The sequence below is a fragment of the Saccharopolyspora soli genome (assembly GCF_022678645.1).
Lineage (GTDB): Bacteria > Actinomycetota > Actinomycetes > Mycobacteriales > Pseudonocardiaceae > Saccharopolyspora > Saccharopolyspora soli.
Map to the genome: position 1 here is coordinate 1 of NZ_JALBWV010000004.1, position 15624 is coordinate 15624.

General features: G+C 67.4%; 19 protein-coding genes. 6 read left to right on the top strand and 13 right to left on the bottom strand.

The features are described from left to right. The first annotated feature begins 380 nt into the window (after positions 1-380). Complete coding sequence (locus MOQ72_RS04000; RefSeq protein WP_242180603.1) at positions 381-572, top strand: hypothetical protein; 192 nt, start codon at positions 381-383, stop codon at positions 570-572. Positions 573-582: 10 nt separating this feature from the next. On the opposite strand, the gene MOQ72_RS04005 is transcribed toward MOQ72_RS04000, so the two are convergent. Next, the gene (locus tag MOQ72_RS04005) at positions 583-1134 is read right to left on the bottom strand and encodes a TetR/AcrR family transcriptional regulator (RefSeq protein ID WP_242180604.1); all 552 of its coding nucleotides are present in this window, start codon (positions 1132-1134) and stop codon (positions 583-585) included. Between the two features lie 121 nt (positions 1135-1255). On the opposite strand from MOQ72_RS04005, the gene MOQ72_RS04010 reads away from it, so the two are divergent. After that, complete coding sequence (locus tag MOQ72_RS04010; protein ID WP_242180605.1) at positions 1256-2038, top strand: SDR family NAD(P)-dependent oxidoreductase; 783 nt, start codon at positions 1256-1258, stop codon at positions 2036-2038. 280 nt (positions 2039-2318) lie between these two features. Here the strand turns inward: MOQ72_RS04010 and nucS are convergent, their stop codons facing one another. Next, positions 2319-2978 (bottom strand): endonuclease NucS, encoded by a 660-nt coding sequence (gene nucS, locus MOQ72_RS04015; RefSeq protein ID WP_242180873.1) that lies wholly within the window; start codon positions 2976-2978, stop codon positions 2319-2321. Between the two features lie 121 nt (positions 2979-3099). On the opposite strand from nucS, the gene MOQ72_RS04020 reads away from it, so the two are divergent. Then, positions 3100-4512, top strand: coding sequence for an amino acid permease (locus tag MOQ72_RS04020; RefSeq protein ID WP_242180606.1), 1413 nt, complete (start codon positions 3100-3102; stop codon positions 4510-4512). A gap of 4 nt (positions 4513-4516) precedes the next feature. Here MOQ72_RS04020 and MOQ72_RS04025 read toward each other — a convergent pair whose 3' ends face one another. Next, positions 4517-6148, bottom strand: a complete 1632-nt coding sequence (locus MOQ72_RS04025) for a glycoside hydrolase family 13 protein (protein WP_242180607.1) — start codon at positions 6146-6148, stop codon at positions 4517-4519. Between the two features lie 521 nt (positions 6149-6669). Between MOQ72_RS04025 and MOQ72_RS04030 the strand changes: the two genes are divergently transcribed. After that, entirely contained in the window at positions 6670-7209 is a 540-nt protein-coding gene (locus MOQ72_RS04030; RefSeq protein WP_242180608.1) for an NUDIX domain-containing protein, read from the top strand. Here the strand turns inward: MOQ72_RS04030 and MOQ72_RS04035 are convergent, their stop codons facing one another. The 6 genes from MOQ72_RS04035 to murA form a co-directional block, all read right to left on the bottom strand. Next, positions 7210-7527, bottom strand: a complete 318-nt coding sequence (locus MOQ72_RS04035) for a putative quinol monooxygenase (protein WP_242180609.1) — start codon at positions 7525-7527, stop codon at positions 7210-7212. Between the two features lie 34 nt (positions 7528-7561). Then, positions 7562-8326 (bottom strand): ectoine/hydroxyectoine ABC transporter ATP-binding protein EhuA, encoded by a 765-nt coding sequence (gene ehuA / locus MOQ72_RS04040; protein WP_242180874.1) that lies wholly within the window; start codon positions 8324-8326, stop codon positions 7562-7564. 13 nt (positions 8327-8339) lie between these two features. Further along, the gene (ehuD, locus tag MOQ72_RS04045; protein ID WP_242180610.1) at positions 8340-8990 is read right to left on the bottom strand and encodes an ectoine/hydroxyectoine ABC transporter permease subunit EhuD; all 651 of its coding nucleotides are present in this window, start codon (positions 8988-8990) and stop codon (positions 8340-8342) included. After that, on the bottom strand, positions 8991-9704 hold the full coding sequence (gene ehuC, locus MOQ72_RS04050) for an ectoine/hydroxyectoine ABC transporter permease subunit EhuC (RefSeq protein WP_242180875.1): 714 nt from the start codon (positions 9702-9704) through the stop codon (positions 8991-8993). A gap of 22 nt (positions 9705-9726) precedes the next feature. Then, positions 9727-10635 (bottom strand): ectoine/hydroxyectoine ABC transporter substrate-binding protein EhuB, encoded by a 909-nt coding sequence (ehuB, locus tag MOQ72_RS04055; RefSeq protein WP_242180611.1) that lies wholly within the window; start codon positions 10633-10635, stop codon positions 9727-9729. Positions 10636-10726: 91 nt separating this feature from the next. Beyond that, entirely contained in the window at positions 10727-11983 is a 1257-nt protein-coding gene (murA, locus tag MOQ72_RS04060) for a UDP-N-acetylglucosamine 1-carboxyvinyltransferase (protein ID WP_242180612.1), read from the bottom strand. A 183-nt stretch (positions 11984-12166) separates the two neighbouring features. Here murA and MOQ72_RS04065 point away from each other — a divergent pair, with 183 nt between their 5' ends. Continuing rightward, positions 12167-12739, top strand: a complete 573-nt coding sequence (locus tag MOQ72_RS04065; protein ID WP_242180876.1) for a cob(I)yrinic acid a,c-diamide adenosyltransferase — start codon at positions 12167-12169, stop codon at positions 12737-12739. Here MOQ72_RS04065 and MOQ72_RS04070 read toward each other — a convergent pair. Continuing rightward, positions 12736-13206 (bottom strand): GNAT family N-acetyltransferase, encoded by a 471-nt coding sequence (locus MOQ72_RS04070; RefSeq protein ID WP_242180613.1) that lies wholly within the window; start codon positions 13204-13206, stop codon positions 12736-12738. The genes MOQ72_RS04065 and MOQ72_RS04070 overlap by 4 nt on opposite strands. Before the next feature lie 29 nt (positions 13207-13235). Continuing rightward, positions 13236-13712 carry a GNAT family N-acetyltransferase gene (locus tag MOQ72_RS04075; protein WP_242180614.1) on the bottom strand — a complete coding sequence of 159 codons (477 nt, stop codon included), beginning with the start codon at positions 13710-13712 and terminating at the stop codon, positions 13236-13238. A 71-nt stretch (positions 13713-13783) separates the two neighbouring features. Here MOQ72_RS04075 and MOQ72_RS04080 point away from each other — a divergent pair, with 71 nt between their 5' ends. After that, entirely contained in the window at positions 13784-14689 is a 906-nt protein-coding gene (locus MOQ72_RS04080; RefSeq protein WP_242180615.1) for a LysR family transcriptional regulator, read from the top strand. 96 nt (positions 14690-14785) lie between these two features. On the opposite strand, the gene MOQ72_RS04085 is transcribed toward MOQ72_RS04080, so the two are convergent. After that, positions 14786-15223 (bottom strand): DUF2550 domain-containing protein, encoded by a 438-nt coding sequence (locus tag MOQ72_RS04085; RefSeq protein WP_242180616.1) that lies wholly within the window; start codon positions 15221-15223, stop codon positions 14786-14788. Between the two features lie 12 nt (positions 15224-15235). Continuing rightward, positions 15236-15601 (bottom strand): F0F1 ATP synthase subunit epsilon, encoded by a 366-nt coding sequence (locus tag MOQ72_RS04090; RefSeq protein WP_242180617.1) that lies wholly within the window; start codon positions 15599-15601, stop codon positions 15236-15238. Positions 15602-15624: the final 23 nt, after the last annotated feature.

Consider the following 15624-nt stretch of genomic DNA (forward strand, 5'->3'; position numbering starts at 1 on the left):
ATACCCAACACAAACACGAAATACAACGCCAACAACCCATAATCCACAGCATTGGCATCGAGAAGCTGACCCTGGGCTAGCTGCACCGCCACCCCACCTCCAGATCCAACAAATTCCAACGACAACCACCACACTTGCGACCGCAGCCGGACAGTACCGCACAGCACGCCGGACCACAGCAGGCCGATATCAATTCGTTGGATCCCGACTCTAAATCGATCAGGCGAGTGCCGCCGAGCAGCGCCGCCCGACCCGGTCGCCACAGCGACCTATCCAGGGCATGCAGGGCCATGCGAGTGATATGCGCAAATCCGCTCCCCGACAACAGAATGTGACGGTATCGTCACTGTAGGCACATGCGCAGCCACTGGGGAGGAGCTGTGAACGCCCGGATCGACTTGGCGATCATCGCCGGACTCGCGGAAAGCCCGAACGACCGGACCACGAAAGACGCAGAAACCACGCGCCGACAGCAGGACGGGTTCCTGCAGCATCTCGCCTGGCTGCTGACCCCGGGAGCGACCGTGCGGCTGCGGCCGTGCGGCTGCGAGGCCGAATCGGACGGCCGCTGACGCGAATCCGTTAAGCGCCAACACCTTTCAGCAGCGTGTCGATGACGCGCGCGGCCATTACGTCGGTGTCAGCACCGGCCTTGCCCGCTTCGGCGGCTTCGTGGATCAGCGCGTAGTAGACCCGGCGCACCCACTCCACGTCGACGTCCTCGCGCAGCACACCGGCTTCCTTGGCGCGGCTGATCAGTCGGATGCAACTCTGCCGCACCTCGTCGTGGATGCGCTCGACGTCTCCGGTGCCCGACCGGCTCATCGCGAATCCCCAGCCGACCTTGACGCGCAACACGTTCGCGGTCACCTGGTGCAGCGCCACCAGTGGCGGAGCGATGTCGGGCCGCGCGGCCTCGACCGCGTCGCGGAACTGCTCGGCCGCCCAGGCGGTCATCGCCTCCACCAGCGCATCACGGCTGGCGAAGCGCCGGTGCACTGTCGTGCGGGCGACTCCGGCGACCTTGGCGATCTGTTCCATCGATGCCGCCGGGTGTTCGCGGAGCACGCGCTCGGCGGCTTCCAGGATCGCTTGCACCGTTCGTTCGGAGTCCGCGCGCATTGCTCGTGTCACAGCACCTCCCACGCCCGACGAAAGACTACAGCACAGTTCCATCTTCAGATAAAGTTGCAACATTAATGTTGCATGTATATCGTCTGGTGCATCGCAAGGGACGCAACAAAGGAGCCACGCTGTGGATCTGCAACTGACCGGAAAGACCGCCCTCGTGACCGGAGCCAGTCGCGGCATCGGGCTGGCGATCGCGTCGGCGCTGATCACCGAAGGCATGCGGGTGGTCGGGGCAGCACGCACCATCTCGCCGGAGCTCAAGGCGACCGGCGCGATCGGCATCCCAGCCGATCTGTCCACACCGGACGGACCGGCTGCCCTCGTCGAACAAGCCCGCACCGCCGTGGGCGAACTCGACCTGCTGATCAACAACGTCGGCGGCGGTGACGGTGGACTGGTCGCCGAATTCGCCGACCTCACCGAGGACAACTGGCAGCAGACCTTCGAACTGAACTTCTTCAGCGCGATCCGCACCACCCGCGCGGCACTACCGAGCCTGCTGCGCCGCCAAGGCGGGATCATCAACATCTCCTCGATCGGCGCCCGAGTTCCGAACTCCGGCCCGATGCCCTACACCACCGCCAAGGCAGCGCTGACCGCCTTCAGCAAGGCACTAGCCGCGGAAGTCGGACCAAAAGGCGTGCGGGTCAACACCGTCTCCCCCGGCCCGGTGCACACGGCCCTGTGGAATGCACCGGACGGGCACGGAGCCGCACTGGCCGAATCGCTCGGCGTGCCACTCGACGTGCTGCTCGCCCAACTTCCCGCCGAAGCTGGCATGACCACCGGCCGACTCATCGAGCCCGCGGAAGTAGCCGCCCTGGTCGCCTTCCTCGCCTCACCACACGCGGCGAGCACCGCAGGCGCCGACCACCTCATCGACGCCAACGCAACCAAAACCGCCTGACGGATGCGAGCAAGGGAACCTTCCTGCCACCGCCCACACGCAGTCGGGCGCCCGCACGCCGATCGGAGAACGGGAACCTTCCGGTCCGCTGAGCGCGCAGCGGCACCGCACTGACCGCAGCAAGGGAACCTTCCTGTCACTCAACGGCCGGAAGGTTCCCGTGCGGTTGGAAGGCGCTAGAAAAACGACAGGTGCGCCAGCACCCGAGCTGCTCACCAGGCGGCTGGTCGACGATGCCGCCACCTACAGCCGGGTACGAACACCTCGAATCGGGCGTCGATCAGAACAGTCGGTACTCGTCCGATTCGATGCCGCGCAGCTTGTCGTAGTCCAGGACCACACATCGGATCCCGCGGTCTTCGGCCAGGGTGCGGGCCTGCGGCCGGATCTGCTGCGCGGCGAACACCCCGGCTACCGGTGCCAGCAGCGGGTCGCGGTTGAGCAGTTCGAGGTAGCGGGTCAACTGCTCGACACCGTCGATCTCGCCGCGCCGCTTGATTTCGACCGCCACGCTCGCGCCTCCCGCGTCGCGGCACATCAGGTCCACCGGACCGATCGCGGTCGGGTACTCGCGACGCACCAGCGACCAACCGTCGCCGAGGGTCGTGACGTGCTCGGCGAGCAACTCCTGCAGATGCGCCTCCACACCGTCCTTGACCAGGCCCGGCTCGACCCCCAGCTCGTGCTTGGAGTCGTGCAGCACCTCCTCGACGGTGATCACCAGCTTCTCACCGGCCTTGTTCTGCACCGTCCACACGCCCGGATCCTCGATCAGCCAGCACGGCGGGCTCATCCAGTTCAACGGCTTGTAGGCCCGGTCGTCGGAGTGCACCGACACCGATCCGTCGGCTTTCACCAGCAGCAGGCGCTGCGCCATGGGCAGGTGCGCGGTGAGTCGGCCGACGTAGTCCACCTTGCAGCGGGCAATGACGAGTCGCACCCGGCACAGAGTACGGGCGTCGATCGAGAAGTCGAGCACCCCCGTGGCGCACCGGCCGAGATCACCGGTTCGGACACCTCGGACCTCGATCTTCCCGCTCATCGAGTTACCGTTACGCCCCGTGTCATTCGCCCGAACCTTGCTTCGCGTCAAGCCCGCCGAGCAACTCGCCGACGAAGGCTCGCACACCCAACTGCGCCGGACCCTCGGCCTGGTGCCGCTGGTGGCGCTGTCGGTCGGCGCGACGCTCGGCACCGGGATCTTCGTGGTGCTCGCCGAAGCGGCACCGGCAGCTGGTCCCGCCGTGGTCGTCTCGTTCGTGCTGGCCGGGGTGGCCGCGCTCTGCTCCGCGCTGTCCTACGCGGAGCTCGCGGGCAGCGTGCCGGTGTCCGGTTCGGCCTATTCCTACGCTTACGCCACGCTCGGCGAGCTGGTCGCCTGGATCTGCGGCTGGTGCCTGCTGCTGGAGTACGGGGTGTCGGTCGCCGCGGTCGCGGTCGGGTGGGGCGGTTACCTGAACGAATTCCTGCAAGGCACCATCGGCGCCACCATCCCGGACGCCTTCGCGGCGCCGCCCGGCGACGGCGGAATGATCAACTTCCCGGCAGCGCTGATCGTGCTGCTCGCCATGGGCGTGCTGCTGCTGGGCGTGCGGGAGAGCGCGCGAGCTACCACGATCACCACACTGCTCAAGATCGCCGTGCTGGTGTTCTTCTTCGCCGTGGCGATCACCGCGTTCCGCTCGCAGAACATGACCCCGTTCGCCCCGGCGGGCTTCGCTGGCATCTCGGTTGGCGCCTCCGCGGTGTTCTTCTCGTTCATCGGCTTCGACGCGGCCTCCACCGCAGGTGAGGAAGCCTGCAACCCGTCCCGTGACCTCCCGCGCGCGATCATCCTGTCGCTGGGCATCGTCACCGCCGTCTACGTGTTGGTCGCCTTCGCCGCAGTCGGTGCGGTCGGCGTCGGCGTGCTCGGCGAATCCGATGCGTCGCTGGCCACCGCGCTGCGCATCGTGACCGGCCAGGGCTGGTCTTCGGTGGTGCTCGCGTTCGGTGCCGTGATCGCCATCGCCTCGGTGGTGCTCACCGTCCTGTACGGGCAGACCCGGATCCTGGTGTCGATGTCCCGCGACGGGCTGATGCCCGGCATGTTGTCCCAGGTGAACCGGCGTGCCGTACCGGCTCGCAACACGCTGGTGGTCGGCATCGTGGTGGCGTTGCTCGCCGCCGTGGTGCCGCTCGACCAGCTCGCCGAGGCGACCAGCATCGGCACCCTGGTCGCCTTCGGGCTGGTCAACATCGGTGTGCTGGTGCTGCGCCGCACCCGGCCCGAACTGCCGCGCAGCTTCCGCACTCCGCTGATGCCGTTGGTGCCGCTGCTCGGCTTGGCCCTGTGCGTGTACCTGATCGTCGGCCTCGACGCGATCACCTGGCTGACCTTCGCGATCTGGACCGTGGTCGGCCTCGTCGTGTACTTCGGCTACGGCCGCCGCAGATCCAAGCTCAACCACCCCCAAACCGAGCCGACGAAGTGAGCGGTCAGCGCGGACGCAGCCAGGCGGTCGTGTTGGCAGGAAGAGTGCTCGTTTCCAGCGGGACGCTCGACAGCAGGACTTCGCCGTCCGGGAGTGGGATGGCGGTGGCGCCGGTGTTGACCAGGACGAGGATGCTGTCCGCCCGGCGGAACGCCAGCACGTCCCCGATGTTGTACTGGTCGTCCCAGCGGAATGTCTCGTCGCCGCCGAACTCCCGGCGGACGCGCAACGCCGTTCGGTAGAGCTCCAACATCGAGTCGGGGTCATCCCGCTGCACTTCGACCGCGTACTCGCCCCAGTCGGCGGGTTGCGGCAGCCAAGGTGCCGCGCTGCTGAAACCGAAGGCCACCCCGGTCCTCGTCCACGGCAGCGGCACCCGGCAACCGTCGCGGCCCTTCTCCTTGTGCTGGGAGCGCACCCACTTCGGGTCTTGCAAGACCCCCGCGGGTAGGTCCGCGACCTCCGGCAGCCCCAATTCCTCGCCCTGGTAGAGGTATGCGGAACCGGGCAGCGCCAGCGCGAACAAGATCGCCGCGCGAGCCCGCCGGGTGCCCAGCTCAAGATCGGTCGACGGTTCGGTGCCGTTGGTGGCCAACCAGACCCGCAGGTCGACGTCGTCCGGCAGCCCCAGCGCCGACACCTGTCGCACCACGTCGTGGTTGGCCAGCACCCAGGTCGCGACCGTCCCCACCGAGCGCGCCCCGGCGATCGACTCCGCCACGATCCGCCGATACTCGGCGGCATTCCAGCGAACCCGCAGGAACTCGAAGTTGAACGCCTGCTGCAGCTCGCCCGGCCGGATGTAGCGGACCCGCCGGTCACCGCGCACCCACGCCTCGGCGACCCCGATCAGCGGCGGATCGAACTCGTGGAACACCCGGTTCCACTCCCGGTACACGTCGTGCACCTCGGGCCGATCCAGGAACGGGTGGTCGGGGTTGGCGGCGAAGTCGTCCAGCCCGCTGCTGCCTTCCCCGCCGACCACGTCGCGCAACGGCTCGCGCAGGTCTTTGATCAGGGCCGCGGCCACGTCGATCCGGAAACCGTCGACACCACGACGCCCCCAGAAGCGCAGGATGTCCAGGAATTCCGCGCGCACCTCGGGGTTTTCCCAGTTGAGGTCGGGTTGTTCCGGGGTGAACAGGTGCAGGTACCACTGGCCGTCCGCCACCCTGTGCCAGGCACGGCCGCCGAAGCGGGATTCCCAGTTGCTCGGCGGGTTTTCACCGGCTGGTCCCTTGCCGTCGCGGAAGATGTAGCGATCGCGCGCCGGGGAACCGGGTTCGGCGGCCAGCGCCCGTTGGAACCACTCGTGCCGGTCGGAGGTGTGGTTCGGGACGATGTCGATCAGCACCCGGATGCCGCGCTCGTGCGCGGCGGCCAGCATTCGGTCGAAGTCTCGCAGGGTGCCCAGCGCGGGGTCGATGTCGCGGTGGTCGGTGATGTCGTAACCGCCGTCGAGCCAGCGCGACCGGTAGCACGGAGTCAGCCAGATCGCGTCCACGCCCAGCCAGGCCAAGTAGTCCATCTTGGACGTTATTCCGGGGAGATCGCCGATGCCGTCGGCGTTGGTGTCCGCGAAGCTGCGGGGGTAGATCTGATAGGTGACCGCGCTTCGCCACCAGGTCTCTGGCACGCTCCCTCCTCGGCTGGATGTCGGCGCGGCGCATCTCGACCTGCCCGGTTCTATGTGGCCATCCCCGCGCTCGTCGAGTGTGCGGGCTGCGTTTCGGATGTCAAACCGGTCTTGCTCGCGCTTCGGAGGGCGTGTCCTCGATGCGGCCGTGCGGTGCTCGATCCGATCTGGAGTGGGCTCCTCGGGTTGCGCGGCCGGGTGGCGGGCTTGGCGTTTGCCGTTGCAGGGCTTGGATTTCGCACTCGGACGTGCATGTTCACCTGATCAAGCGATCGAAAAAAGAATGCAAACAGTTGTTCGAGTACGGGATGATTGTGGCATGACTGCACTGACGAACACCCAGTACCCGACTGCGGAGACGCCACCGCAGTCGGCGGTGGCGTCGTGTTCCGAGGCCCTGCCATCCAAAACCGCGCGATCATCGAACAGCATCTCCGCCCCCCGCGCGGGTATGCGAGCACGCCTGCGGCATGACCGGGCCGTGTCGACCGATCGTGCCCGGTGTCCGGCACCATGGCCGCATGCAGCAGACGAGCAGCCGCGAGGTGTACGCCAACCCTTGGATGGTCGTTCGCGAGGACGGCATTCGCCGGGCCGACGGGTCCGAGGGGATCTACGGCGTCATCGACAAGCCGGATTACGCACTGGTTATTCCGCTCGACGGCGATCGGCTTCACCTCGTCGAGCAGTTCCGCTACCCGCTGGACCTGCGGCGTTGGGAGTTTCCGCAGGGCACCGCGCCGAACCGGCTCGACGTCGAGCCAACCGAACTGGCCGCGCGGGAACTGCGGGAGGAAACCGGGCTGCGGGCCGCGAAGCTCGTCGAGATCGGCACCCTCGACGTGGCGCCTGGTATGTCCAGTCAGCGCGGCCGGGTGTTCCTGGCAACCGGTCTCACACCGGGCGAGCCAGCACGCGAGTTGGAGGAGCAGGACATGCGGACCGGCTGGTTCCCCAGGACCGAGTTCGAGAAGATGATCTCAGCAGCGGAGATCACCGATGCCCAGTCGATCGCCGCCTACACCCTGCTGCTCCTGCACGAACGCCGGAATCCGGGCTGATCACAGCCCGACGCCACCGAGCGTGGTCACATCAACGCGCTCCGGTGGCTTCGCCAGCATTCCGAGCACGCTTTCGATGCTGACGTCCCCACCGGATTGCGCGGCCGCGGCCAGCGCGGCATCGGCGCTGGCTTCATCCGCCCACGCCTCGACCACTCGCACCGTGTCCGGGTCATCGGAATCCTGACTGATGACGTAGAGCTCGCAGTCCGGCACCTCCCGCAGACCTTTGGCCACCTGCAACATCACGGCTGCGAGCTCGCCACCTTTGCCCGGCTTCGCGGTGAAGGCCATCAACCGGCCGTACTTCTCTGACATCGGCTGAACTCTAGCCGCCGCAGCCGACAACTCGTCAGGCTTCCTCCAACACCGACCGCAAGAATTTGCGCGTCCGCTCCTGCTCCGGCCTCTCGAACAACTCGTCGGGCGGTTTGTCCTCGATGATCTTGCCGCGGTCGAACATCAGCACCCGGTCCGAGACGTCGCGGGCGAACTTCATCGCATGCGTCACGCACAGCATCGTGATGTCGCTCGTGTTCGCGAGATCTCGCAGCACGTCGAGCACCTCGGCGGCCAGTTCGGGGTCCAGGGCCGAAGTGATCTCGTCGAGCAGCAGCACGTCCGGGCTCATCGCCAGCGCGCGGGCGATCGCCACGCGCTGCTGCTGGCCACCGGACAGCTGCGTCGGATAGGCATCGATCTTGTCGGCCAGGCCGACCATTTCCAGCAGTTCCCGTGCGCGTCGCTCGGCGTTCGCCGGGGACTGGCCGAGTACGTGGATCGGGGCTTCGGTGACATTGCGCAGCACCCGCATGTTAGGGAACAGGTTGAACTGCTGGAACACCATGCCGATTCGCTTCCGCACCGTCCGCAGGTGCTTCTCGTCGGCAATCACCAGGCGCTCGCCTCGGCGCACGTGGGTCAGGCACTCGCCCCCGACGTGAATCCTGCCGCCGTCGACCCGTTCCAAGGTCATCAGCAACCGCAGGATCGTCGTCTTGCCCGATCCGCTCGGCCCGATCAGGGTGACCCGCTCGCCCGGCTGGACCGCGAAGTCCAACTCGTCGAGGACCACGTTGTCGCCGAACCGCTTGATCACCCGGTCGAACCGGATCATGTGCTGGCCGTTCTCAGATCCCAACACGGCGTTCCAACCTCCGCACCAACAGCGATGACGGGTAGCTCAGCAGCAGGAAGCAGATGCCCGCCAGGGTGAGCGGCTCGACGTACCGGTAGGCGTCCGATCCGGCCTCCTGCGCCGCTCCCACCAAGTCGAGTACCCCGATCGCTAGCAGCAGTGGCGTTTCCTTGAACATCGAAATCGTGTAGTTGCCCAGCGCGGGCAGCACCCGCGGAATCGCCTGCGGGAGGATCACGCTCGTCCACACCCTGCGAGTGGGCAGGCTCAGCGCCGTCGCCGCCTCCCACTGGCCGCGCGGCACACCTTCTATCCCGGCTCGGTAGACCTCGGCGGTGTAGCAGGCGTAGTGCACGCCGAGCCCGATCACCCCGGTGGTCAGCGAGGAGAACCGCAGGCCGATGTCCGGCAGCACGTTGAACAGGAAGTACAGCTGCACCAACAGCGGCGTGCTGCGGACGAACTCGATGAACAGCCAAACTGCCCGGCTGACCAGCCGAATCCGCGAACGCCGCAGCAGGGCCAGCACGAGACCGAGCACGAACGCCACGATCGAGCCCAACACGGTCGCCTCGAAGGTCACCACCAGACCGCCGAGGATGTCCGGAATGATGCGCCCGGTGAACTCCCAGTCCCAGATCATCTACACCGCCCCGCCTTCGACCCGGCCCAGGGCCTGCGCCGGTTCGACGGGCGTGCGGCCGACGGCCGCCGCGGCACGCCGTTCCAGGACGCGCATCACCGTCGTGATCAGCACCGACAGCACCAGGTACAGCGCCAGCATCAGCAGGTAGATCAGCGCGGTCTGGCCGGTGAAGTTCGGTTCGAGGACATCCCGGCCCTGGTAGGCGATATCGTGCACGAAGATCAGGGACAGCAGCGAACTGCTCTTCAGCAGTTGGATGAACAGGTTGTTGAACGGTGGGATCATCTCCACCATCGCCTGCGGCAGGATCACCCGCCACATCCGCTGCACCGCGCTGAAGTTCAGCGCGACCGCGCATTCGTACTGCGCTTTCGGCACCGCTTGCACCGCGCCCCGCACTATCTCGCCGCCGTATGCGCCGTGGTTGAGACCTAGCACGAGGATGCCCGCCCAAAGCGGCAGCAGTTCGAAGCCGACCAGCAACGGCAACGCGAAGAAGATCCAGAACAGTTGGACCACTTCGGACGTGCCGCGCCAGACCTCGACGTAGACGCGCGCGATGACCCGCACCCACCGCCACGGCGACAGCATGCCGAGCCCAGCGATGAACGACAGCACGATGCACAGCGCGATGCCGCACAAAGTCGCGATCACCGTCGCGGGCACGCCTTGCAGCAGGACCGAGAGGAAGTGCGAGAAGTTCGCGAACATGCCGCCTCCCGCCACGCCGTGCTCAGCCACCGGCGCACAGCGTGTCCGTGGTCACTCCGGCCGGTGGCAGGTTGTCCTGGGTGAAGCCGAACGGTTCGGTGATCCGGACCCATTCGCCGCTGTTGTGCAGCTTCGTCAGCTCCGCGTTGAACGCCTCGCGCAGCGCGGCATCCGCTGAGCGGAACACGAACGCTCCCGCCTGCACCTCGGCCTTGCCGTTGATCACCGGCGTGAATCCCCTGGTCACCTCGACCGGTGCGCCGGGGCTCTTCCGCACCACGTCGTTGAGCGAGATGTTGGTCAACGCGGCGCAGTAGACGCGCTTGTCGGTCACTGCCTGCAACAGCGCGTTCTGCGTGTCGAAGACCTGCACCTGGGAGTCCGGCACGCCCAGCCGCTGCGCGTAGCTCTTCTCAACCGCGCCGCTGAGCACTGCGAGGTTGAGCTTCTTGCGCACGACATCTTCGAAAGTGGCGACGCCTTCCGGGTTTCCCCTGGGCACCAGGAACGCGGTCGGGGCGACGTAGTCCGGGACCGAGAACGCGGCGTTCCTGCAGCGCTCCGGGGTGATGAACATGCCAGCCGCGACCACGGCGAACTTGCCCGCGTTCAGGGCCGGGATCAGCTGGTTGAAGTCGACCTGCGACGCCTGCACGTTGTTGACGCCCAGGTTCCGGAACACCGCGCGCGCCACCTCCGGCGCCTCGCCGGTGACCTTGCCGGTCTGGTCGGTGAACCCGTAGGGCGCCTCACCAGCGATGCCAGCCTGGATGGTGCCCGAGCTGCGGGCCGCGGCCAGTGGATCACCACCGGCACCACCGCCGCCGGTGCGAGTGCACCCGGTGAGCACGCCGCCACCCAGGACCAACGCACCTGCGGCGACACCCGAGCCCTTCAGGAAGTCCCGACGCGTCCACCCCGTGTTCGCCATGACCATCGCCCCTTCAAAGCGGGAGCAGGGTCTCCGCCTATGGTCAGGGCCAAAGTTGTGATTTGCATCACGAAACCGGTAGTGGAACGGCTCAGTCGGTCACTCGTTCGATATCAGCGCCGAGGGCGCACAGATTTTCCACGAAGTTCGGGTAGCCGCGGTCGATGTGGAAGACATCCCACACCTCTGTCACACCATCCGCGCACAGCCCCGCCAGCACCAGCCCCACACCGGCCCGGATGTCGGTCGCCCACACCGGGGCGCTGGACAGCTTGTCCAGGCCGCGCACCACCGCGTGGTGCCCGTCGGTGCGCGCATCGGCGCCCATCCGCACCAGTTCCTCGATGAACCGGAAGCGGGATTCGAACAGGTTCTCGGTGATCATCGAGGTGCCGTCAGCCACTGCGGACAGCGCCAGCGCCATCGGCTGCAGATCGGTCGGGAATCCCGGGAACGGCAGCGTCACGAAGTCCACGGCGTGCGGGCGGCCGGGCAACACCACCCGGAAGCTCTCCTCGGCGGTGGTCACCTCGGCACCCGCGCTGCGCAGCTTCTCCAGCACCAGGTTCACATGCCGGGGGTCGACGCCCCGCACCGTGATGTCACCGCGAGTGGCAGCGGCGGCGAACGCCCAGGTCGCACCGACGATCCGGTCGCCGATCACGCGATGTTCGACGGCCTTCAACGCGGACACGCCGTGCACCGTCAGCGTCGAGGTGCCGGAGCCTTCGATCTTGGCGCCCATCTGCTGAAGCATCACGCAGAGATCGACGATTTCCGGCTCCCGCGCCGCGTTGTCGATCACCGTGGTGCCTTCGGCCAGCACCGCGGCCATCAGGATGTTCTCCGTCGCACCCACGCTGGGGAAGTCCAGCCAGATCTGGGCGCCGCGCAGGTTCTCCGCCTCGGCCACCACCGCGCCGTGCTCGATGTGGCTGCTGGCGCCGAGCTGCCGGAGGCCGTTCTGGTGCATGTCCAGCGGCCGCGAACCGATCGCGTCGCCGCCTGGCAGCGTCACCACCGCGCGACGGCATCGGGCGACCAGGGGCCCCAGCACGCACACCGACGCGCGGAGCTTGCCCATCGACGGCGAGATCGCTTCGTGGCTGATCGTCGCCGGAGTCGTGATGCGCACCGTGCCGCCGTTGATCGACACCTCGCAGCCGAGGCTGCGCAGCACGTCGGCCATCAGCGGAACGTCGAGGATCTCCGGGCAGTTGACGATCGTCGTCGTGCCCTCCGCCAGCAGCGCCGCCGCCATCAGCTTCAGCACGCTGTTCTTCGCCCCGACCACGTCGACCTCGCCGACGAGGCGCGCTCCGCCGTGTACCCGGAAGTGCTCACTCACGAGGAACGAGGTTACGACCCAACCCCCGCCACCGTCAGAGCGGGTGCGGCCGCGCGAGCATGGGAACCTTCCTGTCATCCAAAGGCCACCGTGCTCGGCTCCGCCGCCCCGCACACGTGCAGCATGGGAACCTTCCTGTCACTGCTGGCCGCCGCACCGGCCGGGGCCGCCTACGCTGTCGGCATGGCAGTCCACCTCACGAGGATCTACACGCGGGCCGGTGATTCGGGCACCACTCGCCTGTCGGACAACTCCAAAGTGCACAAGACCGACCCGCGTCTGGTCGCTTACGCCGATGTGGACGAGACGAATTCGGTACTCGGTGTCGCGTTGGCCACCGCGCGGTTCGACGACAACGTCATCGAGGTGCTGAGGGCGGTGCAGAACGACCTGTTCGACGTGGGCGCCGATCTGTCCACGCCAGTGGTCGAGAACCCGAAGTACCCGCCGCTGCGCGTGACCCAGGCATACGTCGACCGCCTCGAAAAGTGGTGCGACGAGTTCAACTCCCGGCTGGGCAAGCTGGACTCGTTCATCCTGCCCGGCGGCACCCCCGGCGGCGCGCTGTTGCACCAGGCCCGGGTCGTGGCTCGACGCGCGGAGCGGTCGGCGTGGGCGTTGCAGGAAGCCGATGGCGAGCGCACCTCAGCACTGCCCGCGAAATACCTGAACCGACTGTCGGATCTGCTCTTCATCCTCGCGCGCGTGGCGAATCCGGACGGCGACATCCTCTGGAAGCCCGGCGGCAACGCCTAGAGGTCCTTGGCGAAGCACCTGCTCAGCGGGTCGTCGCGGTACACACCGAACTTCTCCATCTCGGTGTAACCGGAGGAGGTGTAGAGGCTGATCGCCTCTGGTTGGCGCGTGCCGGTTTCCAGCACCAAGCGCTTGCGACCGGCCAAGGAGGCGGTGGTCTCCAACTCCGCGAGCAGCCGCCGGGCCAACCCGTTGCCGCGCGCCTCGGGAACGATGTACATCCGCTTGATCTCCGCGTCACCGTCGCGGAACCCGGACTCCTTGCCGTCGTGGATCCGCCACCCGCCGGAGGCGACCGCCAGGCCGTCGCGGTAGCCCACCAGGAACAGGCCGTTGGGTGGCTGGAACTCGACGGGGTCCACCACCGTCACATCCTCCTCGCCGTAGCGGACCACGTACTCCAGTTGCAGGGCGTCGATCAACTTCTTGGAGTCGGGGTGGTCGTAACCAACCGTCTCGATGCGCATTTCCGCAGCCTACGACGGCCCTGATCCGATCAACGCATGGTTTTTTCGAACCAGTGCTTCGCATATTGGTTGTCGTTGTAGGCCGGGACTTCCCGGTAACCGGACGACGCGTACAGCGCGCGGGCCTCGTGGAGTTCAGCGGCGGTGTCCAGGCGCACCAGAGCGCAACCGTGCTGTCGCGCGCGTTCCTCCAGTGCCGCGAGCAGTGCCCGACCGGCGCCCTTGCCGCGCAGTTCGGGCGCGATCCACATGCGGCGGATCTCGCCGATGCCGCCTGGCTCGGTGCGTAGTGCGCCGCAGCCCAGCACCTGCCCGTCCACGCGCACCACCAAGAACTCCCCAACCGGCGGGGTGAAGTCGCCTTTCGCGGGTGGGGCGGCGCGGCTGGTGTCGAATCCTTCCGGGAAGCGGCGGCCCAACTCCGCGACGTACTCCCCGAGGGCGTACTGGGCAGCTGGGCTGTCGATGGGCTCTGCTTCGATCGTGAAACTGGCTTGCTTCGTCACGCCACCAGTCTCCCCCCGATCATTGATTCACTTCCAGTTACGCAACTTTAGGGCGCGTAAAGTAGAACTTCATGCTTGATCCGTCGCGCCTGCTCATCTTGCTGGCCCTCCGCGAACAGGGCAGCGTCACCCGCGCCGCTGAGCAGTTGAGGCGCACTCCTCCGGCGGTGTCCCAACAGCTGGCTCGCCTGGAGGACGAGGTGGGCGCCCAACTCGTCGAACGGCACGCCCATGGTGTCCGCCTGACGCCGTTGGGCAACCGCCTGGCCGAACAAGCCGAGCGCATCGCCGCGGCGCTCGGTGACGCGACCGATGACGCCGCGCGATTTCGCGACGAGCACCGCAACCAGTTGCGCCTCGGCGCCTTTCCCACCGCTGGGCTCGCCCTGCTACCGGAAACGTTGGCCGCGTTGCGACACCGGCACCCAGAAGCCGAATTGTCCGTTGTCGATCTCGGCCCCGCGGAGGGCATCGAACGGGTCGCCGCGCACCAGCTCGACTTGGCACTGGTCGGCGAATACGACGAAGCACTCGACGTGCCACCGGGCGTGCGACTCGTTCACCTCCTGGACGATCCGATCCACGCCGTGCTACCCGGTGATCACCGGCTGGCCGGACGGCTCGCGCCTCGGCTGCGCGACTTCCGGAGCGACGCGTGGGCATGCGCCCCGCGCAGCCTGCCGAACCGCCGCCAACTGGAAACCGCGGCCCGCGCAGAGGGATTCACGCCGAACGTGACCTTCGAGTTCGAGTCCTACGCCGTCGCCCAGGCAGTGGTCTCGGCCGGAGTGGCGGTGGCGTTCGTCCCCCGCCTCGCCGTCACCGACCCTCCGGGCACACGGCACCGGCCGCTGGCATCCGGGCTGCACCGCCGCATCCACGCGGCAGTGCCGACCAGCACCCGCCACGCGCCGCTGACCGACGTCTTCCGCCAACTGCTCCACGACATCTGCGCCGAACTCGTCCAACGGCGGTGAAGCATGGGAACCTTCCTGTCAGCCACGTGACAGGAAGGTTCCCTTGCTGACACACGGGCACAAAAAAGCGGGGTCCGTTGTGGACCCCGCTGCCGGTCAAGATGCCCAAGGCACCGATCGTCCCGGTGGAGCGGATTCGAGCCAGGACAGGAAGCCGGTCAACGCGTCCCGGCCCATCGCGAGTTCGAGTTTCGGGCCGGTCAGGTCGAGCACCGTCGACCCGGTGGGCATCGCGTACGCCTCTGCCACCGACGGTTCACGGCGCCGCGCGATCTCCACATCCCGCCGGTTGATCACCCAGTTCGGCCCGGACCGCAGGCTCAGCACGCGGTACCAGGCGAATTCCTCGCCCCGGTAGTGCGCGACACCCAGATGCCAGCCGCGGCCGCTGCCGTCCTTGTGAGCGCGCAACGCCACATCGATGCCCCCGACCCGCAGTTCTCTCAGCCGCCGCCACGCGAGCACCCCGACGATCAGGGCCGCGACCAGCAGCAGCCCGAACGCCACCACGAACAATACGACCGGGGAACCCATGCGAGGCCCGGATCAGGCCGAGTGGCCAGCTGCTCGCAATCGGCTCAGCGCCCGTGCTCGGGCCTGTTCATCAGCGCTCTTGACGTCCTCGCGGGCCTGCGCCACGTCGATCTCGTCGGCGAGCTCCGCGGTCTCAGCGAGCACGCTCACCCCATCCGAGGTGACCGACAGGAACCCGCCGTGCACCGCCGCGGTGACGGTCTCCTTCTCGGTGGTGGTGATGCGCACCACGCCACCCTCGATCAGCTCACCGAGCAGCGGCTCGTGTCCGGGCAGGATGCCGATTTCTCCCTCGGTGGTCTGCGCGACCACGGCAGTCGCCTCCCCGGACCACAGGCGGCGCTCGACGGCGACCAGTTGGACGGACATGTTGGCCACGCGCGTCTCCTTTGTCGGGTGTG